The organism is Streptomyces sp. NPDC096323, assembly GCF_040302845.1.
GTDB lineage: Bacteria > Actinomycetota > Actinomycetes > Streptomycetales > Streptomycetaceae > Streptomyces.
Genome location: NZ_JBEOSI010000001.1, coordinates 373,685 through 393,677 on the forward strand (window position 1 = coordinate 373,685; position 19,993 = coordinate 393,677).

Here is a 19,993-nt window from a genome sequence, read left to right on the forward strand (position 1 = left end):
TCACTCTCTTACCCTCGCCATCCACCGGACCATCAGGTGGACCGGGCTTCGGCAGGGTCATGTCATGAAAGAGGGTTCATGGACCGACGCAGTTTTCTCGCCACAGCCGCGGCCGGCACGACCGCGGGCATCGCAGTTCTCAACTCCCCCGCCCAAGCCGCCGAAGCCCGCACGGGCACGCTTGCGACGCCCGTGCCCCGGCAGGCGTTCGAGGCGACAGCGAAGAACTTCCCCAAGGCCGGCGGCAACCTGGCCAACCAGAACTACTCGTCCCTCAAGAAGATCACCCCGCGCAACGTCAAGCAGCTCGGCGGGGCCTGGCACATCAATCTGGAGGGCGGCGACACCGGCCGCGCCCAGCAGTGCGCCGTCGTCGCACAGGACGGCGTGCTCTACATCGCCACCACCCAGCAGAACATCTTCGCCGTCAACGGCCGCACCGGTGCCGTGAAGTGGAAGACAAGCGTCGGCACCGAGACCACCAACATGCGCGGAGTCGCCCTCGGCGAGGGACTCGCCTTCACCATCTCCGGCGCGAACATCATCTACGCCCTGGACCAGCGCACCGGCGCGGTCGTCTGGACCAGGGAGATGCTCATCGAGGACCAGGGCGATCCCGGCTGCGACCCTGCCACCGGCCAGTGCGGCGGCAGCAAGGGAAGCCTGGCCGGGGCGGTCGTCTACTGGGACGGCATGATCTACGTCGGAACCCAGGGCAGCACCGCCGGCGCCCGGGGACGGGGCTACGCCCTGAACGCAGCCACCGGCGAAGTCGTGTGGACGTTCTGGGGGACGCCCGGCCCCGGCGAGTTCGGCCATGACACCTGGGAGGGCGACACCTGGAAGACCGGTGGCGCGGTGTGCTGGATCCACCCGGCCGTCGACCCCGAACTGGGCCTCTTCTACTGGACGTTCGGCAATCCTTATCCCCGCACGGACGGCTCCACGCGCGGCGGCGACAACCTCTTCGCCAACTGCCTGGTGGCCATCGACGCCAAGACCGGAAAGCGGCGCTGGCACTTCCAGTCCGTGCATCACGACATCTGGGACTACGACGGCGTCATGTCGCCGGTGCTCGCGGACATCGAGATCAAGGGGCGCAAGCGCAAGGTCGTCGTCTACGGCAGCAAGACGGGGATGTACTACATCCTCGACCGCGCGAGCGGCGACCCGGTGCACGGCATGGAGGAACGCGCCGTACCTCAGCACGCAGCGCAGAAGACCTCACCCACTCAGCCCTTCCCGGGAGGTGAGCCCTTCGTCGAGACCGAGCCGCGGATCGACAAGGCAACGCGTCCTGTGCCGTTCTACGCCACCGGCGGCGTCTTCGAGGTGCACTGGGACCGGCCCACCATCCTGTACCCGGGGGCAGGCGGCGGCGCGGACTGGTCGTCCCCCTCCTTCAGCCACCGCACGGGACTGGTCTATGTCGGCTACGGGCTGATCAACTCCGCGTACTCCAACACCCATGGCGGCCGGGTCAACACCGCCCGTCCGCTCGGCGAGTACTTCGCCGGCGGTGTCGTGGCCGTCGATCCCCGTACCAACACGGTCTCGTGGCGGCAGGAGGGCGACTGGTCGCTCGCCCACGGCAACGGCGTCCTCAGCACAGCGAGCGGCGTGCTCTTCCAGGGGCGTCCCGACGGCGTGCTGACCGCCCTGGACGACTCCAACGGCGAGGAGTTGTGGACCTGGCAGTGCGGCGCGGGTGTCAACACGAGCCCCATGACGTACGAGGTCGACGGCGAGCAGTACGTGGCGGTGCTGGCCGGCGGAAACGGTCTGCCCTATCCGGACATCCCGCGCGGCGACCACCTGTGGGCGTTCAAGGTCGGTGGCAAGGTCGGGCCCGCCGCCGCACCCACGCCCCCGTCCAAGCGCAACCAGATCCGCACGGCGGCCGTCAGCGGCGCGACCGCGGGCAACACGATCACACTGGGACGCATCTGGGACAGCGCGAAGAACGCGCCCGGGGCCGCCGAGAACCTGGTGTCGCAGAACGCCATGTCCCCGCAGCAACTCGCCATCCCCCGGGGCACGGCGGTCACGTTCACCAACCCGGCGGCCAACAAGTCCGCACACGGAGCGGTCGCCTTCTTCGAGGCCGAGTTCGACACCGGTCTGCTGATGCCGGGCGAGTCGTACACCTACACGTTCAACACGCCCGGCGAGTTCTTCTACAACGACCCGATCTCCCCGCAGAGCACCGGCAAGATCGTCGTCTCCTAGCACCCGCGGTTCACTGGGAGCAGCGCTGCCGCCGGGAGCGGATCACGCGCCCCGGGAGAGGCGCTCCTCAGGCCCACCGGCCGGCCGCCGGCCCCCAAGGCCCGTGCGACGCAACCGCCCTCCCGCGCATCCCCGGTCCAGGGCCCACGCCCCCAACGGCACCTCCGCCAGCCGCGGTGAAGCGGCATGCCCTGCCCCACCACCCCTCGCCTCTCTCCGGCGTGCCACTTTCCCGGCGCGCCACCTACAAGAGAAGGAAGCACACCCATGTCAGGAAGAACGCTCCGGGCGCGAGCCCTGAGCACACGCTCGGCGGTCCTCGCCACCCTGGGGATGGCGGTTGCCATGGTCGTGGCGCTCATCGCCACCGGCACCCTCAGCGTCGCCCACGGGCGGATCGGGACCGGTGCCCAGGAACTGGGCGATCCGGACTACGGCGTCTGCCGCGGTCTCGATCCCGACTGCTACCACGACTGGGGCAACTTCGATCCGGCCGAGGGCTACAAGATCCTGCTGTACACCCGCACCGCGGGTCCGCGTCACGCGAACCTCGGCCCCGCCCTGCCGACCGGCCTCAACCCGCCGCTCACCGACGCGAACGTGGTCCAGAAGGCCATGATCAAGCTGGGTGAGACCGGGGGCTTCCAGGTCGACTACACCGAGGACGTCAGCCAACTGGCTTCCCCCAACACCCTGTTCAAGTACAACGCGGTGGTCTTCTTCTCCACCAGCCGGGACGCGCTGGACGACGCCGCCCAGACATCGCTGCGGCAGTACGTCCGCGGCGGCGGCGGCTTCGTCGGCATCCACAACGCCTTCGGCACCGAGTACAACTGGCCCTGGTACGAAGGGCTGCTGGGCAACGCCAACTTCTACGACCACGGCGCGTCCCAGCCGGGAACGGTGCAGACCGTCGAGCGCAAGGACGTCTCCACCAAGGAACTGCCGGCCCGGTGGACCTTCACTGACGAGTGGTACAACCTCGTGCCCGCCCCCACCAAGGTGCGGGTGCTCGCCAAGGTCGACGAGAGCACCCTCGCCAAGGGAGTGGCCGGCAACTACAGCCACCCGGGACACGGTGACGACCACGCGGTGGCCTGGTGCCAGTACTACGACGGCGGCAGGTCCTGGGTCACCACCCTGGGCCACGACGCCAAGGAATTCACCACCGACGGTTCGTTCGCCGGCGCGGCCGAGTTCCAGAAGCTGATCGTGGGCGGCATCCAGTCCGTCTCGGGCATCAAGCCCTTCTGCAAGTAGCCCGGGCTTCGGGGCCTCGAACGCGGCGCGGGCCACACGCCCGCGCGGCGCCGGGCCCGCGTCCCGAACCCGTCGGCCGCAGACGTCTGGATCTACCCCATCCCACCTCTTGCCACTGCTCCCCGCCGTGTCTAGCGTAGGGATCGAACCATCTGGCGGGACGAACGAACCGCACAACGGATTCCGAGTCGTCCTCGACCGCACCTGACGCAAGGATTCGCCCGCCCTCCGCCGGTGCCCGGCACTCCGCCCGGCAGCGCGTCCCCCTCACCGATCTCGCCTCTTCCGAAGGGATTCCGACCATGCTTGAATCCAACGCACCTGCTCCGCAGGACCAGGCCACGCCCGTCACCGCGACCGTGACCACCTGGTCCTCTCCGGACTTCACGGTCATCGAGACCGGCATGGAAGTCACCGCCTACTACCTCAACGACCTCTAGCAGACGCCCCCATGCTGCTGCTCACGCTGGGCACGGCAGCGGGTGGAGGAGTTCCCCAGTGGAACTGCGCGTGCCCCGGATGTTCCGGGGCACGCGCCCACCCCGGCCGGCGCCGCAGCCACGACTCCCTCGCCGTCCTCGGCGACGGCCGGTCGTCCTGGTTCCTCATCAACGCCGGTCCAGACATCGCGGAACACATGGAGACGCACGCCGAGCTCCGCCCCGGCGCGGGCGGCGAGCGCACGCCCGTGGTCCGCATTTTGCTCACCGATGCCGAACTCGACCACACGCTGGGCCTTTTGCGGCTTCGTGAGGCCCACCATCTGGAGATCTTCGCAACGCCACCCGTCCGGCGGGCGCTGCGCGAGCGCCTGGGACTGGACACCGTTCTCACTCCGTACACCACCCTCACCTGGCACGACCTGCCCCCCGCCGGGCACACTCCGGCGGTGGCCGCCGGGATCGAGGTGTCCGCCGTTCCCCTGTCCACCAAACGTCCCCGATATGCAGCCGACGCCGTGGAGCACGACAGCTGGGTCGTCGCTGCCCGCCTCCATGACCCGGCCACCGGCACGACGGCGATCTACGCGCCGGCGCTCGCGGCCCGGACCGAGGAGTTCACGAAGGAGGCCGCCGGCGCCGACTGCGTCTTGGTCGACGGGACGTTCTGGGACGACGAGGAGCCCAGGCGCCTGGGCATATCCGCCCGGACCTCCACCGGTATGGGACATCTGCCGATCGACGGCCCCGGCGGAACGGCCGAGTGGCTGGCACAACTGCCGGCCCGCTGCCTGTACACCCACCTCAACAACACGAACCCCCTGGTCGACCCCTCTGCCCCGCAACACGGCGTCCTCGCCGGGCTGGGGCTCGAAGTGGCACAGGACGGCATGGTGATCGAACTATGACAACCGCACCCGCGCGGCCGGCCCAGGTTGCGGCGTCCGCCGCGCGGCCGGACACCAGTCCCCTGCCGCCTGCGGCATTCGAGCACGAACTGCGGGAACTCGCGCGAAGCCGCTACCACGACACCCATCCGTTCAACGTACGGATGCACCAGGGCGGGCTCAGCCCCGCCGAGCTCCGGACCTGGGTCGCCAACCGGTTCCACTACCAGCGGAGCATCCCGGTGAAGGATGCCCTGATTCTCGCCAAACTGCCCGAGCCGGCCATGCGCCGCTCCTGGCTGCGCAGGATCCAGGATCACGACGGCCTCACGGACGGCGAAGGCGGTATCGAGCGCTGGCTGCGGCTCGGCGAGGCGGTCGGTCTCGACCGCGCGGAAATGGAGTCCGGCAGGTCCGTCCTTCCCGGGGTGCGTCTCGCGGTCGACGGCTACGTGAACTTCTGCCGGCTGAGCCCCGTTCTGGAGGCCGTGGCGTCCTCGCTCACGGAACTGTGCGCACCGGACATCATGCTGACCCGTCTGGAGACCTTCCCCCGCCACTACCCGTGGATCGAGGAACCGGGCCTCGCCTACTTCCGCAGCAGGGTTCCGCAGGGGCGCCGCGACGGTGTTGAGGCGCTGAGCTGGGTCACCGACTGGGCTCGGACCCGCTCCGAACAGCTTGCCGGGCTGTCAGCCCTCGCCTTCAAGTGCGACGTTCTGTGGTCGCTGCTGGATGCCGTGGAGCACGGGAGCAGGCCGGGGAGCGCAGCATGACGACACCCGATCCGGACCGCTGGTGCCCGCGTCCGGCACCCGCCGTCCTCCTTCGGCACGACCGCGCGCGCGGCAATCATGTCCTGCTGATGCCGGAGCGGGTCGTCGTACTGACGGGGAGCGCCCGGCACGTGGTGCAACTGTGCGACGGCACGCGAACGGTCGCCCGGATTACCGAGGAGCTGCGGGAGCGTTTTCCCGAAGCTCCCGTCGAAGCGGAAGTGGGTCCGTTCGTGGAGCGGATGCGCAAGGAAGGCTGGATCCGTTGAACACGATCGCACCGCCTTGGGGTCTCCTGGCGGAACTGACGCACGCGTGTCCCCTGCACTGCGGCTACTGCTCCAACCCTCTTGAGCTGACACGCCGCTCCCGCGAACTGACCGCCGAGCAGTGGGTGGACGTATTCCGGCAGGCCGCGGATCTCGGCGTCCTCCAGACCCATCTCTCCGGAGGCGAACCGCTGCTCCGCAAGGACCTCGAGGCCATCGTCACGGGTGCTGAGGAATCCGGCATCTACACCCAGCTGGTCACCAGCGGATCAGGGCTCACCGAGGACCGCCTCCGGTCCTTGACCGACGCGGGACTGCGCAGCGTCCAGCTGTCGGTGCAGCACGCCGACCCCACGGCCTCGGACCGGATCGCGGGCAGCCGGGCGTTCGCCGCCAAGGAGACCGCGGCGGCACTCGTCACCGAGGCAGGGCTGCCGCTGGGTGTCAACGCCGTGCTGCACCGGCACAATCTGGATGCCGTCGACGGTCTCGTGGAGCTCGCCCTGCGCTGGGGAGCGGACCGCATCGAGCTCGCCAACACCCAGTTCTACGGCTGGGGCCTCCTCAACCGGGAAGCGTTGATGCCCGGCCGCGACCAGCTCGCCCGTGCGGTGGAATCCGTCAGCAGATGGCGGGAGCGACTGGAGGGAAGCCTGGAGATCGTCTGGGTCGCGCCGGACTACTTCGAGGGGGTGGCCAAACCCTGCATGGGAGGGTGGGGAGCCGTCTCCCTCACCGTGACCCCTGACGGCACAGCGCTGCCCTGCCCTGCGGCGGCCACCCTGCCCGGACTCGAACCAGTCAACGTCAAGGACCGCACACTGCGCTGGATATGGGAGGAGTCCAGAGCGTTCAACCTGTACCGAGGAACCGACTGGATGCCCTCGCCGTGCCGGACCTGCGACCGACGCGACCAGGACTTCGGCGGCTGCCGCTGCCAGGCCTTCGCCCTGACCGGCGACGCCACACGCACCGACCCGGCGTGCTCCCTCTCCCCCGACCACACGGCACTGACGGCCCTCACTCTCACCGCTCCCGGCCAGGTGACCGATCTGGTCCCCCGCCGTCCGACCACCGGTCCGCGGTCCGCCTCCCATGTCTGACCCGCAGCGTGCTCGGGCGTTAGCGGCGCAGGCCCGGCACGTTGCCCCGCTGCAAGAGATGGCGACTGCACCTCGGATGCCCTGAACTCATCCGCCTCCTCACGTCACATGGAAGGCTCCGCAGTCCCGTACGTCTCCGCCACCGGCCGGCCAGGTCACGCCTGCTTCTGAGCGTGCTGCGCGGTCAGGCGCACGTTGGCGCTCTGCTCGCCGAAGCCCGCGTAGTCGGGGTCGCGCTGGACGACTTCGAAGAAGACGTCCCCGATGGCCGCGGTGTAGAAGTGGCGGAACTGGCCATGCTCGTCACAGTCGTAGAGGATGCCCAGCTCACGGTAGGTCTGAAGTTCGCCTGGGCCGAAGGCATGGCGCGCGGCCAGATCGTCGTAGTAGTTGTCGGGGACCGGCAGGAGATGCCCGGCGCCCCCGATCCGTCGCGCGGCGCCGACGATGTCGTCGGTGGCCAGAGCGATGTGCTGCGAAGCCCCATGGGAGGCGCCCGGCGCCGGGGCGATGCTCAGCGCGATGCGCACCGAATGGTCCTGATTGCTGACGGCCCGGCTGCGCCGCAGACCGTACGGGTCGGGAACATCGACGCCACCGTGAGGGCGCAGCCCGATCACGCTCCGGTAGAAGAGGAGGGCTTCGTCGTACTGGTGCCACGGCTGGGTGAGCGCGAGATGATCGACCCCTCCGATGAGCCCGGCGCTGGGTGCGGAGTCCGATACGGGGTCGAAATCGTCCAGCCAGTCGGGCAGATCCGGCCGGCCGGACGCGCAGAAGAACAGCTCGGTCCCGTCCGGGGCGGCCACCGTCTCCAGCAGGACGTCCTTGCGGGCCCGACGGCGTGGCAGAACCGGTGCCCCGAGCGACTCGGCGCGCAGGGCAGCGGCCCCGGGGTCCGGGGACTCGAGACCGACGGCTGCGAGACGTGGCCCGCTGCCTCCGATGGCGGGCGCGGTGTTCACCAGGACGCGTGCCGCGCCCTGCTCCCAGAGGTCGACGGGCTTGGACAGGTGCTTTCCCGTACGGGAGAATCCCAGTGCCTGGAGCAGCGCGGTGACCGGCTCCGTGTCCATGGCGACCAGTTCGGCGAAGGCGATGCCGGTGGGCGCGAGCGCTGCGGGGAGTTCGAGTACTCCCGCGGCCTCCTGCAGAGCGGAGAGGGAACGCCTCGCGTCGACGGCCGTACGGCCGGAGTCGGCCTGGCGGAAGACGTCGTTGAAGACTTCCAGCGAGAGCGGGCCGTCGTACCCGGAGCGGACCACGGAGCGTACGAATTCCGCGAGGTCGAAGTCGCCCTGGCCCGGGAAGCAGCGGTAGTGACGGCTCCATTGCAGGACGTCCATCCCCATGAGCGGGGCATCGGCGAGCTGAACGAAGAAGATCTTCTCGCCGGGGACAGCGGCGAAGCCCGCGGGGTCGGAGCCGCGGGCCAGGATGTGGAAGCTGTCCAGGCAGAGACCCAGAGCGGGGTGGTCCGCGGCCTCGACGATGCGCCAGGCGTGGTCGTACGTGTTGACGTGGCGTCCCCACGCAAGCGCCTCGTAGGCGACGCGGATCCCGTACTCGTCCGCCAGCTCGGCCAGCTCGCGCAGCTGAGCCGCGGCCAGGGCGTCGTCGTCGCGGGCGTGCGCGGAGACGTTGGAACAGGCCAGTACCGTGTCGGCGCCGAGCCGGCGCATGACACGGAACTTGTGCTCGGCCCTGCGCATGCTTCGGGTGAACGCCTCGGCGGAGAGTCCTTCGACATCCCTCATCGGCTGGTACAGGAAGAGTTCCAGGCCCAGGTCCGCCGCGCGTTCCCTGATCTGTTCGGGAGTGAGCGGACTGGCCAGCAGGTCGTTCTCGAAGATCTCCACACCGTCGAACCCGGCACGGGCCACGGCGTTGAGCTTCTCGGTCAGTGTTCCGCTGACCGACACGGTGGCGATGGAGGTACGCATCGTGATCCTTCTTCTGGCTTCAGCTGCGTGGACCGTGGACCGTGACCAGGTCGGCGACATCGCCGAGCATGCGTTCCACGTCGGGTTCGCGTCGGGTGAAGAACCGGAAGGCGTCGGCGGCCTGCAGAGCCACCATTGCCGATCCGTCCAGCGTGGTGCAGCCCAGTGCGCGCGCCTCGGCGAGCAGCTGCGTCTCCAACGGCCGGTAGACGACTTCGGCCACCCACAGGCCCGGGTGGAGGAGTTCCGGGGCGAACGGCATCCCGGGGTGTGCGCTCATCCCGGTCGGGGTGGCGTGCACGAGGCCGTCGCAGCGGTGCAGTTCCCGGGCCAGGTCCCGCGGGCCACCGGCGACCACACGTTCCAGGGGAAAGATGGAGTTCAACGAGGCAGCGAGGGACCGGGCACGCGACTCGTCGGTGTCGACCAGGGTCAGACGTCCGGCGCCCAGGGTGAGCATGGCGTGGGCGACGGCCGCCCCGGCACCACCGGCTCCCAGCTGGACGACGTGCGCCATGGGCACACCAGGCAGCCCCCGGGTGAACGCCGCGCCGAAACCGGTGACGTCGGTGTTGTGCCCGGTGGCCCGTCCGTCCCGGAACACGACCGTGTTCACGGCGCCGAGCGCCTCTGCCTGCGAGTCGAGGCCGTCCAGGTGCGGGATGACGAGCTGCTTGCAGGGGTGGGTGATGTTGAGCCCGTCGTACCCGAGATCGCGGGCCGCACGGACGAGATCTCCGACCCCCTCGGGGCCGGTACCCAGGGCATCCAGATCCAGGAGCTTGTACAGGTAGCGCAGCCCTTGCCGATCAGCCTCACGCTCGTGGAGTGCGGGACTGAGGGAGGTGGATATGCCTGCGCCGATCAGTCCGACCAGGTAGGTGCCCGCCGTCATCGCGCATCCTCGGCGAGCAGCCGTGCGGGACGTGTCAGCGCGACGGCGTACCCGTCCGTGCCCGCGGCGTCCGCCGCTCCCGACACGCCACTGTGGTGACGGAACACCTCACGTCGGTGAGTATGCGTCAGCTGCAGCTCCATGATGCGACGTTCCAGGCCGGGGCCGACCGGAACGAGTACCCGCCCGCTCGCCTGCACAGGGGCCCGGTTCATCACGCCTCCAGTAATGTACGAACTAGTACGTTACTTATAGCAAGAGCGGGCCGCGCCGAGAAGCCCTGACACCGAAGGATCCGGGCACGGACGGCTCCTACAATCACGGGACACCTGCGACGCATCGGAGGAGCCAGGAATGCCCAGCGCCCAGAAGCCAGCGCCCGCAGAGCGTCAGCGCGATGCGGCCCGCACCCGGGCGGAAATTCTCGCGGTGGCGACCAGAGAGTTCGCCCGGGACGGTTACGCAGGCGCACGGGTCGACAAGATCGCCGACCTGACCCGCACAACGAAGCGGATGATCTACTACTACTTCGGCGGCAAGGAACAGCTCTTCACGGCAGTGCTCGAGGCCGCCTACTCGGAGATCCGCCAACTGGAAGGCGACCTGGACGTCGAACATCTCGACCCCGTCGCCGCCACCCGCCGGCTGGTCGAGCTGACCTTCGACCACCACGAGGCACACCCCGACTTCATCCGGCTCGTCAGCATCGAGAACATCCACGAGGCGGAACACATCATCGGCTCCGAGAAGTTGAGCCGACTGGGCTCCCCGGCGACGGACGTACTCCAGCGCATCCTCGAGTCAGGACGGAAGGCGGGCCTGTTCCACGCGAACGTCGACGCCATCGACGTACACGCGATGATCAGCTCGTTCTGCTTCTTCCGCGTGTCGAACCGCCACACGTTCGGCGCGCTCTTCGCCCGCGACCTGGTCGCCCCTGACAACCGGGACCACTACCGGAACATGCTCGCGGACATGATCTGCGCCTACCTCACATCACCGCCCGCACACAACGACACGGAAGCTCGGAGCTGAACCGGACGGCATGGCAGCACCGAGCCGCCCGACCGCCTCGTCGCGGGCGCGCAACGGCCTCGTGAGTCCGCGCGCGCCCGCTCGATCTCCTCGTGGGACCGCCCGATGAGGTTCCACCACATGCACCACCTCACCAGCCCGATTCGCCAGCCGCGGCCGCAACAAGACCCGGAGCGCGGAAACACATACATAACCCTGAGTCACCGGCCGCGAGATTGTGCTTCTTGGGCACCTCGGACCGGACCGAGGTCGGTCGGTCCGGCACCCATCGGGCGGTGTCTCCTTCGCTGGAGCAAGATGAGGTGGCGCCGCGTCAACCACGAGCACCGGGGCGATACCTCCTCTCCGGGTGCCGCGCAGCGGCTTCAGTTCAGACAACGGACGGAACAGGAATGGACAGCACTTCTCGCGTCTACGATGTGGTGGTTCTCGGTGCCGGTCCTGCGGGAGAGAACTTGGCTGAGCAGGTGTTTTTGAAGGCCCAGCAGGGCCCTGCTGTTTGGTGATGGGCTCCGCCCGCGTTCTCCGCCTGCTTGAATGCGAGAGTGATCGAACTAGCGATTGGTGTGGTCGTTGCAGCCCTCGTTGGATGGCTGATGCACCGGAAGCAGCAGCAGAGGTCGACCGCGGTAGCCGCCGGGGAGCCGGCCGGGGTGCCTTGCATGCTCAAGTGGTCTGCTCAGGGCTCTCGCTGGAGGGCAGGACGCCTGCTGGTCGGCGCTGGTCCCCTCGTCTGGAAGCCTTCCTTTGGTAAGCAGGAAGCCGTTCTGCCGGCCGATCTGTGTCAGGCCGGGGTGCGCTCGCCCTCACTGCGTGAGGCGGTGACGGTCAACCCGGGATCCCGGATCGTGGAATGCGATTCGTCCGACGGGGAGGTCCTGATCGCGGTCATGCCGCCGGAACTGGACCACGTGATCAAGGCTCTGGAAAGCGCGTAGCCTGCTGATCATGCTGTCGGCTGAGAAGTAGTCACCCGGTGGGCCGGTTCTTCTTCGTCCAGCTGTCGGCGCGGGGGCCCTTCCGGGCCAGGCGCCGGGTCATGAGCGTGATGAATGCCCAGTTCAGGTGGGCTTCTGCGTGCTGGGGCAGACGTTCGTAGTCCCGGCAGTTGCGGCGGGCGTTCATAATCCAGCCGATCGACCGTTCGACCTTCCAGCGCCAGGGCAGCACGACGAACCCCTTGACGCCCCTGGGGCCGGCGGGCACCCGGAGAAGTGCCCGCGGCGGGATGTCGTCGACGCGATCCGCTTCATCGTCGACAACGGCGCCAAATGGCGGGCCTTACCTGCGGATTTCCCTCCCTGGCAGACCGTTTACGGGTTCTGTCTTGGTCTCGCAGGCCGGGACCGGCAGCAACGGCTCGATCAGGGCCCACTCGGCGACCGAGGTGTCCGAGGGGTAGCGGCCTGGGCGGCGGGATGAATGACGCATCGAAGACCTACTTCGTCAGCTGAGCAAGGGTCCCGCGGACCCCAGTGAGCTGGGCAGATGCCAGCTGGGCCCATTCGTCATCCGGGTAGCGGGCCAGGTGCGGATCCAGCGTGCCGGTGATCATCCGAGTGAGCCGGCCGAGGATGAGGCGGAACTGCTTCTTCTCGTATTCGATCCAGTCCGCCGGGTCGTCGGAGAACATGTACCCATCTTGCCCCGGCGGCACAGCCGGTGGACGGAGCGGGTGCGGTCGACTCTCGCCGCGGTGGGTCTCGCCCTCGCCGGCCGGGCCGGCGCCCGGATGGCACGGGCCTTTGGGGTGCCCATCAGTCGCAGCGCGGTGTTGCGGCTGATCGATGCGTTGCCCGAACCAGATGCCCCGGCCCCGCGCGTGGTTGGTCTTGATGAGTACGCCTCACGCCAAGGAGACGTGGGATTCGGTGTTGATGCGCTGGGCTTCTTCGAGCTGGTCCTCGAGGATGACGATGCGGCAGGCGGCCTCGATGGGGGTGCCAGCATCTACGAGTTCTCGGGCGCAGGCAGCGATGGGCAGTTGGCAGCGGGAGTAGCGGCGGTGTCCGCCTGGGGTGCGGAGCGGGGTGATGAGGCGGGCTTCGCCGATGGCGCGGAGGAAGCTCTGGGTGGTGTTGAGCATGTCGGCGGCGCGGCCCATGGTGTAGGCGGGGTAGTCGTCGTCATCGAGACGGCTGAACGAGTCGTCTGCTGTCATCTGCACCTTCCTGCGGAACGCGCGTGGAGGGGCCCTGGTGCCAATGGCACCAGGGCCCCGAAGGAACTGCTACACCATCTGCCGGCCCCGGTACTGCGCCGGCCTTCTGTTTCCGCCGACCCGACCGAGCAGCTGTCGGGGGTGCGGGGATCGCGGTTGCTTGACCGGAGACCACCTCACTAACGATGTCCTGCGGTACCCAGGTTCAGACTTCTGCCCGGGCGATCCTGATGGCGCTCAACTCCTCCGTTCTTCCCTCTGGGGATCAACTGGGAACTGCGGGTACTGTTCAATCGGTACTGCTGGTGATGCGAACTGCTCGTGGCTTGATCAAGCGCCACGTTCCGGCAGCCAGCCCCGTCGCCGGTCTTGCATCTGCTCTGGCTTGGAACCCCACTGCCGAACTTCCCGGTACGCGCGCCGCAGTCTGACGCCTTTTACCGAGGGACTACTGGTACTGCCACTGCGTGAACTGCGCTACTTCTTACGGCAGCCCCTGATCACTGCGGGCCACCCGGTCCGGTCGTCAGCCCCGTCGCCGTCCTTGCAACCGCTCTGGCTTCGAAACTCCACCACCGCACCGCTCTACTGGTGGCCTGTGAAAGCGCCACGTTCCAGCAGCCAGCCCCGTCGCCCGTCGTACATCTGCTCTGGCTTGGAACCCCACTGCCGAACTTCCCGGTACGCGCGCCGCAGTCTGACGCCTTTTACCGAGGGACCACTGGTACTGCGGACTGCACTTGCGTACTGCGGTACTGCTCGCGGTGGCCCCTGATCACTGCGGGCCACCCGGTCCGGGGTCAGTCCCGTCGCCTTCCTGCAACAAACCTGGCTTCGGAACTCCACCACCGCACCGACCTGCACTTACGTGTACTGCTTCCCGGCAGTTCATCTCTGCCCGGCCTGCTCGATCTCTTGGCTACGGACAAGACACTAACCCCAGCAAGACTCGGATGTCTACCTCCGTCATGACAGGTTTTCTGTGAGAACTGACAGTGATGTCTTGCGGTGTGTAGACCTGGAAACTGCGCTGGGGCATATCCGGCGGCAGGCGTGAAGGGCGACCGGGGCGGGCAGCACGACGATCAGCCTCACGTCGACGCCCCCCGTACCGACCGTGGTCAGGGGCGACAGCGCGGCCGGCATCGGCCAGGGCCGCCAGCCTCCCGCGCCTTCACCGCCTGCCTCTCCCGGCAACCAGCAGATCCGGCCGGCCTTGACCGGCGCACCCGCCGACACGCGCAGTTTCGCCGTCCCCCTGTACGACACAGCGTCAGGTCCACCGGCAACTTCACCGCACCGTCCGCACCCTGCATCGCCTCCACCAGCTCGAACAATGCGTCGCGCCGGGTGGTCAGGCGTGCCGAGAACTCGCCCCGGGAGCGCGGTGCCTCCGCGGACGCTTCCCTCCGGGCGGCATCAGGCACCGGACTCACCCTCCCCGGGCTTCGTCGTGGTCACGTGCATCTTGGTCGGAACGCAGAATCAGGCGAAGGCCGCCCCCGCGTCCGGCGAATGCCCACGCAAGCGAATCCTTTCAAGACGCCCTTCGCTTATCGGCGCCCCCGCCACACGGGCGCGGCGGAGCCGTCATCCGCGGGGGCACGTACGGCCGGTGGAGCCAGAACGGCCCCGGAGCGGACGTCTCAGACTCCCGAGACCAGTTTGGCCAGTGGGACGAAAGCCATCGCCGCTCCCGTCAGGAACAACGGCAAGCCCAGGACGACGATAAGGACGGTCTTGAGCGCGGAAGCCCCTGCGTTGCCGTGCACGCGTGACCGATCCGGGTGGGACGGGTCATAGGTGATCTCGACGGACTCCTCGCCACCGAACATGCCCTCGTGCCGGTGGACGGTGCTGTCCACCGCCGTGAACGCGTAGACGTACTCGACGACGTCTCCGTCCGAGCAGACCGGGCTGTCCACCAACTCACCCACCACCGTGACGCCTCGCCGCGGCAGCACCAAGGCGTCACGGATGCTCGTCCAGAGCTCTAGCGCACACATAGCCCCTGGCAGCAGGAACAGTGGTACCAAAAGCCACATCAAGACGTCCTCGTCCGTGTGGTCACCGTCGGCGATGACCACAGCCAGGACCAAGGCCCGGACGGCGGCCCCAACGAGCACCTTCGCTGGACCGAGTCCAAGCGCTTCGGTCGCACCGGCAGGAACTCCACCACGACACGGCGCGAGCCATCGGCCCGAGGTTCATCGGCGTCCCTGACCGGAACGGAACACGCGACCGTCGCGGCGTACGCCTCCAGAGCTGACGCGTTGCGGCCCCGGACGGTATACCTCCGCGGCGGCGTACCGTCGGACGTCAGCGTCACCACCAAGGCCGCTCCACGCCCCCCTCGGGCCTCGACCTTCTCGATCGCCGCCAGTGGGATCCGCTGCCGCACCCCACCGCCATCCAGTACCAGTTCTCCCGCATCCAACCGTGCGCGCGTCCCACGCCCGCGCAGCACCAAGTCGGTCCGAGACCGCGTCTGGCCAGATCCCCCCACGTGACGGACATTAGCGCTCGGCCTACCCCGGCCCACACCGCCCACGGTGCCTTCTGCCACCCGATGCGGTTCACACGGCTGCGCCTGGACATCGCCAATCAGGGCGTTGTCGTCATGAGACCGGCCGCCCTTGGAGGATGAAGGGAGGCCGGTCTGTACCGGGCTGTGCGCTGCGGCTGACTCACAGGTCGGTGCTGGCTGGACCCGGCGCGGTGAGCACGCCGGGTCCAAGACTTGGTGCTGTCAGTACTTGCCGCCGTGGTGGTCGGTCTTGTGGTCGCCCTTGAAGCCGCCGCCGTCGTTAATGCACACGTTGCCGAAGGCGGGGTTGAGGACCCCGACGACGTTGATGGTGTTGCCGCAGATGTTGATCGGGATGTGGATGGGCGCCTGGAGAACGTTGCCGGACAGGACGCCCGGGGAGCCGATGGCAGCGCCCCCGGCACCGGCGTCGGCGGCGGCCATGCCGACCCCGCCTGCCAGGACAGCACCAGCGGCGGCGGTAACGGCTACGGCCTTGGCGATACGTGACATCGAAATCTCCTTCAACTCACACCTGCCGCACGAAGTACGGCATGGACGTCCCCCACAACGGCCTCAGCCGCCCGCCCGTCACGGGCAATGGGCCGAATCAGTGACCTGTGTGACCGATTTCCTGGTCAGGGGCCGTTCATATGCGGTGGGTGTGGATTTGAACCCACGTTGACATCGCTGCTTCAACGGCTTCCACGACTGTATGCGGCTTGACTCATCCATGGAGACTCCTCCGACTGAGACGCCATCGGCGCAAGATGTATCGTCACGCGGATGAACGCTCCCTGGATAACGCGCAGTGGTATTTGGCTCGCTGCATGGGGCATGACCACGTTGGCGTTCTGGTTCCTAGGGAAGGTGACCGACGAACCCCAGGACTGGGCGGAATCGGCAGCCTTTGCCTTGTTCGCGCTGGTGCTCGGGGATCCCGGTCCACGATGGCGCCGCTATCGGCGATCAAGGAAGCTGATCCGTACCCGCTCTGCTCCGCCAGCGATTAGCGGGGTCGGTCACTCCGTCAAGACCGCGGCGAATGACATCAGCGGCTGACACCAACAAGCGCCGGGCCCGAAGCCATCGGCGGACCGCTGATGAGGGGCTTGAGAACCGGCTTCACCCGAGCCGGAAGAGCTTTCCGCAACGTGGGTGTAGCAGCTCGGTGCCGAGGCAAGGCAGCCCTGACGCTGGGGTCGCGCGGGCCATGGGTAGATCCAACGGCTGTCCCTACCTGGTGCCTTCCGGTGCGGTTCGGGTGGCGGGTCCGTAGGCACCTGGTGGGTCGCCGGTCAGGCTGCGGTCTCTCTGGAACTGTGCGACGCCACGTGTGGTGGCGTCGTCGTTGATACCTGTCACCGTGACGTAGGTGAAGCCCTGGCGTAAAAGGAGTTGCTGAACGTCAGCCACGCCTGCGCCTTCGTCGCCGTTCCGTAGCGTCTCGACTTGAGCCGGGGGACGTGGGGGCGGGAACGGAGGCGGGCTTGTCGTTGCGGCTGGAACTGTTCGCCGACGGGGTGGGCGCAGGGGCAGTCGGGGGCATGCCCTTCGGTGGCGGGACTGCGGGGTGGGGTGATCGTCGTGGTCTCCGGCGACACGATCTGAGAACGTTTCGACGCGCTTGTGGCAGGTGGCGTTGTCAGGTTCGGTCGATGACCGCGGTGCACGAGTCTGGGGTGCCGTGGTTGAAGAGCAGGACGGCACCAACTGTGGCCAGCGCTGCGGTGACTGTCAGGGCGGCTACGGCTATTGGTGCACGGCGTCTGCGGGTGGGGCGAGATCCCCCGGGTCCGGCCCCTCAGGGGCTGCCTCATCCCTGCATACCGGCCCCGCCCGTTGATCGACGCAGCCAGTGACTCGCCCAGCCACCGCTTGTCCGTGCCGTGCTCGATGACAACACCGACATCGTTCGGCTCCAGCGCCCCGCGATGTCCTTGTAGTCGCCCGGCAGCGCGGTGCACAGCGCGGCCACCGTCGCGGGCCAGTCGACGCCGCGCCGATCGGGCTCCGTCCGCCCGGTGGCCTCCCGCAGCAACTTCACCACCCGACACCGGGTGAAGGCGCGCCGGGCGCGGATCGTGACGCGGCGCGGGCCATGCGAGGTGGCTGTCACCTCGTGCCCGAACCAGTGCCCGGCCGGCGCCCTACGTCTGTGGGCGGCGGGCCGTTCCGAAGCGACGCCGGTAGGCGGCCGGGCTGATGGACAGCTCCCGGGCGAAGACCCGCCGGAGGCTTGCCGTCGAGCAGGCCGGCCGACCCGCTGGAAGACGCCGGTGAGGTCGACGTGGTGTTCGACGTGATCGGGGGTGACGTCCTCGACCGTTCGGCCGCTCTCGTACGCGCCGGCGGCACGCTGGTGACCATCGCCCATCCCCCCGCCGTCCGGCCCAAGGACGGGCGGGCGCTCTTCTTCGTCGTCGAACCCGACCGTGTGCGCCTGGCGGACCTCGCGCAGCGACTGCGCGACGGACAGCTCGACGTGCGGATCGGCGAGGTGCGGCCGCTGACCGAGGCAGCCGCCGCGTTCACCCCCGAGCGGCGGATCACCGGCCGGACGATCATCCGCGTCACCGAGGACGCCACCTGACCCAGGGTGAGTCAACTGATCCAGGCGATCCGCGGACTCGCGCAGGCAGAACAGGCACTCGCACAAGGCGCTACCCCATCACGGTCAAGGACGCTGGTCGGCTTTTGATGCCAGAGTTCGTATGGGACCGGAGTTCGTGGTAGCGGTCAGCGAGTGCGGGCGAGACGTTCGTGACTGCGGGCCGCGCTGGGCCGTAGGAGTCGGCGACCCGGTGGTGCACGCGGAAGCGCGAGCTCCACACCACCCGGTGACCTCCGCCTGGCCGGGCGCCCGCTCGTCCAGGATGCGCTGGACGTACGCGGCGTCCGGCTCCCGAGGGGCGTCGTCGAGGGTTGCCACCACGCGGTACCGGTCCCGCGGCAACGGGGCGATTGGGACCGTCACCCCGGAGCTGCCGACTGCAGCCAACTCAACACAGCAACGGCCCCAGGGCCCGCAGTGATCAAGATCGGGACCAATTCGGTGCGGGGCTCCCGGTAGGGGCACCGGCCATCATGTTCGCAGCCCGTGATCGCTGCCGCTGAGCCACCAGCACACGACCAATGCGCTGGCCGTGGCCAGCATCTCTTTCTGTGACAGCCGACGGCGGCTTGACCGGACCGCAACGCCACCATTCGCCTGCCAGCCCGTTCGCCCGAGAGGCACCCCAGATCCTTGGCCGCCGCAACAGCAACACACCTACCTGACGACCAACCAGGAAAGCATCCGTCCTGGCACACAAGGTCAAACGCGGGCACAGATGGGAACAGCAGCGCAGTGCAGGACCGTCCTCTGACACGAACCCGGAAGAACCCGCAAGTCAGCGCACACGTCCCCGGGGCTTCAAGGGTACGGCGGGCAACGCCGGAGCAGCGAGCGGTGCACCGTCGTAGCCCCGTACCGCGCCGAAGCGATCACCGTTCATCCAGGCCTCGCGGGCCTGCGTGATCTCGTCCTGGGTTCTGGCCACGAAGTTCCACCACATGAGGATCTCCTCCTCGAACGGCTCGCCGCCCAGAAGCATCAGACCGGCGTCGGACTCCGCGCGCAGGGGAAGCTCGGTGCGGCCGCAGCCGAGGTAGAGCATCGAGCCGGGGACGACCGGGACGCCGTCGACCTCCACCTCGCCGGACATCGACAGCACGGCGTACTCGAAGTCCGGGTCCAGCGGAAGGCGCGCCTCGGCCCCTGCGCTCAGGGCGAGGTCGGCGCCGACGATCGGGGTGTACGCGGTGCCGGGCGAGGTGGCGCCGTCGAGGGTGCCGAGGATCACGGTGGCCGTGAGGCCGGGGGCGGTGACGGTCGGCAGGCCCGCGTGGTGCTGGAAGTGCGGCTCGACGTTGCGGTGGGCCTCGGGGAGCGCGACCCACAGCTGGGCGCCGTGCAGCAGCGCGGCGTGCGGCCGGGGGCTCTCCTCGGAGTGGCTGATGGCGCGGCCGGAGGTCATGAGGCCGAGTTCGCGCGGACGGATCGTCGCCAGGCTGCCCAGGCTGTCGCGGTGCAGGACCTCCCCCTCGTGCAGCCAGCTGACGGTCTGCAGACCGATGTGAGGGTGGGGCGGCACCTGCATCCCGGGCTCGTCCGCGATGTCGTCGGGGCCGTAGTGGTCGACGAAGGCCCAGGCCCCGACCATGCGCCGGCCCAGATTGGGCAGCAGTCTGCGGACCTCGGTGGACTCGCCGAGCCGGACGTGGCGCGGGCTGAGGAGTTCCCGTACGGGTTCGGCGACGACGAAACCCCGCCCTCCGCAGACGGAGAGTGCGGCCTGGCGATCGAGATTGCTCATGGCGGTCAACCTATTCCCGTGCGACTCCGGGCGGGCGACACCCACGCCGAATATTTAGTGGAATGTTAAACCATCTCTGGGTGTTGACGCGGGTGGATCGTACGGGAAGG

Annotated in this window: 20 protein-coding genes and 3 pseudogenes; 12 read left to right on the forward strand and 11 right to left on the reverse strand. The window is 68.5% G+C overall.

What is annotated here, in order from left to right; translation table 11 throughout:
- Positions 1–78 precede the first annotated feature (78 nt).
- The 7 genes from ABTX18_RS01590 (at position 79) to pqqE (ending at position 6,964) form a co-directional block, all read left to right on the forward strand.
- The gene (locus ABTX18_RS01590) at positions 79–2,229 is read left to right on the forward strand and encodes an outer membrane protein assembly factor BamB family protein (protein WP_352120704.1); all 2,151 of its coding nucleotides are present in this window, start codon (positions 79–81) and stop codon (positions 2,227–2,229) included.
- A 267-nt stretch (positions 2,230–2,496) separates the two neighbouring features.
- A complete protein-coding gene (locus ABTX18_RS01595) occupies positions 2,497–3,489 on the forward strand; it encodes a ThuA domain-containing protein (RefSeq protein WP_352120705.1) in 993 nt (330 codons plus the stop codon).
- 302 nt (positions 3,490–3,791) lie between these two features.
- Positions 3,792–3,929 carry a pyrroloquinoline quinone precursor peptide PqqA gene (gene pqqA, locus ABTX18_RS01600; RefSeq protein WP_352120706.1) on the forward strand — a complete coding sequence of 46 codons (138 nt, stop codon included), beginning with the start codon at positions 3,792–3,794 and terminating at the stop codon, positions 3,927–3,929.
- Between the two features lie 11 nt (positions 3,930–3,940).
- On the forward strand, positions 3,941–4,837 hold the full coding sequence (pqqB, locus tag ABTX18_RS01605; protein ID WP_352120707.1) for a pyrroloquinoline quinone biosynthesis protein PqqB: 897 nt from the start codon (positions 3,941–3,943) through the stop codon (positions 4,835–4,837).
- The gene (gene pqqC, locus ABTX18_RS01610; protein ID WP_352120708.1) at positions 4,834–5,592 is read left to right on the forward strand and encodes a pyrroloquinoline-quinone synthase PqqC; all 759 of its coding nucleotides are present in this window, start codon (positions 4,834–4,836) and stop codon (positions 5,590–5,592) included. The genes pqqB and pqqC overlap by 4 nt, the downstream gene beginning before the upstream one ends.
- On the forward strand, positions 5,589–5,861 hold the full coding sequence (gene pqqD, locus ABTX18_RS01615) for a pyrroloquinoline quinone biosynthesis peptide chaperone PqqD (RefSeq protein ID WP_352120709.1): 273 nt from the start codon (positions 5,589–5,591) through the stop codon (positions 5,859–5,861). The genes pqqC and pqqD overlap by 4 nt, the downstream gene beginning before the upstream one ends.
- Positions 5,858–6,964: a pyrroloquinoline quinone biosynthesis protein PqqE gene (pqqE, locus tag ABTX18_RS01620; protein WP_352120710.1), complete on the forward strand. Its 1,107-nt coding sequence runs from the start codon at positions 5,858–5,860 to the stop codon at positions 6,962–6,964. The genes pqqD and pqqE overlap by 4 nt, the downstream gene beginning before the upstream one ends.
- Before the next feature lie 155 nt (positions 6,965–7,119).
- Here pqqE and ABTX18_RS01625 read toward each other — a convergent pair whose 3' ends face one another.
- Genes ABTX18_RS01625 through ABTX18_RS01635 form a run of 3 tightly spaced genes read right to left on the reverse strand, consistent with a single transcriptional unit; the run spans position 7,120 to position 10,017 of the window.
- Entirely contained in the window at positions 7,120–8,907 is a 1,788-nt protein-coding gene (locus ABTX18_RS01625; protein ID WP_352120711.1) for a bifunctional sugar phosphate isomerase/epimerase/4-hydroxyphenylpyruvate dioxygenase family protein, read from the reverse strand.
- Between the two features lie 19 nt (positions 8,908–8,926).
- Complete coding sequence (locus tag ABTX18_RS01630) at positions 8,927–9,802, reverse strand: shikimate dehydrogenase (RefSeq protein ID WP_352120712.1); 876 nt, start codon at positions 9,800–9,802, stop codon at positions 8,927–8,929.
- Positions 9,799–10,017, reverse strand: coding sequence for a type II 3-dehydroquinate dehydratase (locus ABTX18_RS01635; protein ID WP_352120713.1), 219 nt, complete (start codon positions 10,015–10,017; stop codon positions 9,799–9,801). Before ABTX18_RS01635 ends, ABTX18_RS01630 begins: the two co-directional genes overlap by 4 nt.
- A 139-nt stretch (positions 10,018–10,156) precedes the next feature.
- Here ABTX18_RS01635 and ABTX18_RS01640 point away from each other — a divergent pair, with 139 nt between their 5' ends.
- The gene (locus ABTX18_RS01640; protein ID WP_352120714.1) at positions 10,157–10,837 is read left to right on the forward strand and encodes a TetR/AcrR family transcriptional regulator; all 681 of its coding nucleotides are present in this window, start codon (positions 10,157–10,159) and stop codon (positions 10,835–10,837) included.
- A 662-nt stretch (positions 10,838–11,499) separates the two neighbouring features.
- The gene (locus ABTX18_RS01645; protein ID WP_352120715.1) at positions 11,500–11,775 is read left to right on the forward strand and encodes a hypothetical protein; all 276 of its coding nucleotides are present in this window, start codon (positions 11,500–11,502) and stop codon (positions 11,773–11,775) included.
- A gap of 37 nt (positions 11,776–11,812) precedes the next feature.
- On the opposite strand, the pseudogene ABTX18_RS01650 reads toward ABTX18_RS01645, so the two are convergent.
- A pseudogene (locus tag ABTX18_RS01650) lies at positions 11,813–12,016 on the reverse strand (IS5-like element IS4811 family transposase); the annotation flags it as partial.
- On the opposite strand from ABTX18_RS01650, the pseudogene ABTX18_RS35805 reads away from it, so the two are divergent.
- Positions 12,011–12,241: pseudogene (locus ABTX18_RS35805) on the forward strand (transposase); the annotation flags it as partial. The pseudogenes ABTX18_RS01650 and ABTX18_RS35805 overlap by 6 nt on opposite strands.
- Positions 12,242–12,275: 34 nt before the next feature.
- On the opposite strand, the gene ABTX18_RS01660 reads toward ABTX18_RS35805, so the two are convergent.
- The 4 genes from ABTX18_RS01660 to ABTX18_RS01675 form a co-directional block, all read right to left on the reverse strand.
- The gene (locus tag ABTX18_RS01660; RefSeq protein ID WP_352120716.1) at positions 12,276–12,470 is read right to left on the reverse strand and encodes a hypothetical protein; all 195 of its coding nucleotides are present in this window, start codon (positions 12,468–12,470) and stop codon (positions 12,276–12,278) included.
- A 213-nt stretch (positions 12,471–12,683) separates the two neighbouring features.
- Positions 12,684–12,998 carry a MerR family transcriptional regulator gene (locus tag ABTX18_RS01665; RefSeq protein ID WP_352120717.1) on the reverse strand — a complete coding sequence of 105 codons (315 nt, stop codon included), beginning with the start codon at positions 12,996–12,998 and terminating at the stop codon, positions 12,684–12,686.
- 1,646 nt (positions 12,999–14,644) lie between these two features.
- Positions 14,645–14,935, reverse strand: a complete 291-nt coding sequence (locus ABTX18_RS01670) for a hypothetical protein (RefSeq protein ID WP_352120718.1) — start codon at positions 14,933–14,935, stop codon at positions 14,645–14,647.
- A gap of 812 nt (positions 14,936–15,747) precedes the next feature.
- A complete protein-coding gene (locus ABTX18_RS01675) occupies positions 15,748–16,038 on the reverse strand; it encodes a chaplin (protein WP_352120719.1) in 291 nt (96 codons plus the stop codon).
- Positions 16,039–16,311: 273 nt separating this feature from the next.
- On the opposite strand from ABTX18_RS01675, the gene ABTX18_RS01680 reads away from it, so the two are divergent.
- The gene (locus tag ABTX18_RS01680) at positions 16,312–16,587 is read left to right on the forward strand and encodes a hypothetical protein (RefSeq protein WP_352120720.1); all 276 of its coding nucleotides are present in this window, start codon (positions 16,312–16,314) and stop codon (positions 16,585–16,587) included.
- A 174-nt stretch (positions 16,588–16,761) separates the two neighbouring features.
- Here ABTX18_RS01680 and ABTX18_RS01685 read toward each other — a convergent pair whose 3' ends face one another.
- Positions 16,762–17,235 (reverse strand): peptidoglycan-binding domain-containing protein, encoded by a 474-nt coding sequence (locus ABTX18_RS01685; protein ID WP_352121145.1) that lies wholly within the window; start codon positions 17,233–17,235, stop codon positions 16,762–16,764.
- A gap of 106 nt (positions 17,236–17,341) precedes the next feature.
- Complete coding sequence (locus ABTX18_RS01690) at positions 17,342–17,644, reverse strand: hypothetical protein (protein ID WP_352120721.1); 303 nt, start codon at positions 17,642–17,644, stop codon at positions 17,342–17,344.
- Positions 17,645–17,782: 138 nt separating this feature from the next.
- On the opposite strand from ABTX18_RS01690, the pseudogene ABTX18_RS01695 reads away from it, so the two are divergent.
- A pseudogene (locus tag ABTX18_RS01695) lies at positions 17,783–18,118 on the forward strand (zinc-binding dehydrogenase); the annotation flags it as partial.
- A gap of 799 nt (positions 18,119–18,917) precedes the next feature.
- Here the strand turns inward: ABTX18_RS01695 and ABTX18_RS01700 are convergent.
- On the reverse strand, positions 18,918–19,883 hold the full coding sequence (locus ABTX18_RS01700) for a pirin family protein (RefSeq protein WP_352120722.1): 966 nt from the start codon (positions 19,881–19,883) through the stop codon (positions 18,918–18,920).
- Positions 19,884–19,993: the final 110 nt, after the last annotated feature.

What these genes read in the sequence shown, in the direction of transcription:
- ABTX18_RS01590 (WP_352120704.1), top strand. Translation starts at nt 79, where the DNA reads ATGGACCGACGCAGTTTTCTCGCCACAGCCGCGGCCGGCACGACCGCG.
- ABTX18_RS01595 (WP_352120705.1), top strand. Translation starts at nt 2,497, where the DNA reads ATGTCAGGAAGAACGCTCCGGGCGCGAGCCCTGAGCACACGCTCGGCG.
- pqqA (WP_352120706.1), top strand. Translation starts at nt 3,792, where the DNA reads ATGCTTGAATCCAACGCACCTGCTCCGCAGGACCAGGCCACGCCCGTC.
- pqqB (WP_352120707.1), top strand. Translation starts at nt 3,941, where the DNA reads ATGCTGCTGCTCACGCTGGGCACGGCAGCGGGTGGAGGAGTTCCCCAG.
- pqqC (WP_352120708.1), top strand. Translation starts at nt 4,834, where the DNA reads ATGACAACCGCACCCGCGCGGCCGGCCCAGGTTGCGGCGTCCGCCGCG.
- pqqD (WP_352120709.1), top strand. Translation starts at nt 5,589, where the DNA reads ATGACGACACCCGATCCGGACCGCTGGTGCCCGCGTCCGGCACCCGCC.
- ABTX18_RS01625 (WP_352120711.1), bottom strand. Translation starts at nt 8,907, where the DNA reads ATGCGTACCTCCATCGCCACCGTGTCGGTCAGCGGAACACTGACCGAG.
- ABTX18_RS01630 (WP_352120712.1), bottom strand. Translation starts at nt 9,802, where the DNA reads ATGACGGCGGGCACCTACCTGGTCGGACTGATCGGCGCAGGCATATCC.
- ABTX18_RS01635 (WP_352120713.1), bottom strand. Translation starts at nt 10,017, where the DNA reads ATGAACCGGGCCCCTGTGCAGGCGAGCGGGCGGGTACTCGTTCCGGTC.
- ABTX18_RS01640 (WP_352120714.1), top strand. Translation starts at nt 10,157, where the DNA reads ATGCCCAGCGCCCAGAAGCCAGCGCCCGCAGAGCGTCAGCGCGATGCG.
- ABTX18_RS01645 (WP_352120715.1), top strand. Translation starts at nt 11,500, where the DNA reads ATGCTCAAGTGGTCTGCTCAGGGCTCTCGCTGGAGGGCAGGACGCCTG.
- ABTX18_RS01660 (WP_352120716.1), bottom strand. Translation starts at nt 12,470, where the DNA reads ATGTTCTCCGACGACCCGGCGGACTGGATCGAATACGAGAAGAAGCAG.
- ABTX18_RS01665 (WP_352120717.1), bottom strand. Translation starts at nt 12,998, where the DNA reads ATGACAGCAGACGACTCGTTCAGCCGTCTCGATGACGACGACTACCCC.
- ABTX18_RS01675 (WP_352120719.1), bottom strand. Translation starts at nt 16,038, where the DNA reads ATGTCACGTATCGCCAAGGCCGTAGCCGTTACCGCCGCCGCTGGTGCT.
- ABTX18_RS01680 (WP_352120720.1), top strand. Translation starts at nt 16,312, where the DNA reads ATGAACGCTCCCTGGATAACGCGCAGTGGTATTTGGCTCGCTGCATGG.
- ABTX18_RS01700 (WP_352120722.1), bottom strand. Translation starts at nt 19,883, where the DNA reads ATGAGCAATCTCGATCGCCAGGCCGCACTCTCCGTCTGCGGAGGGCGG.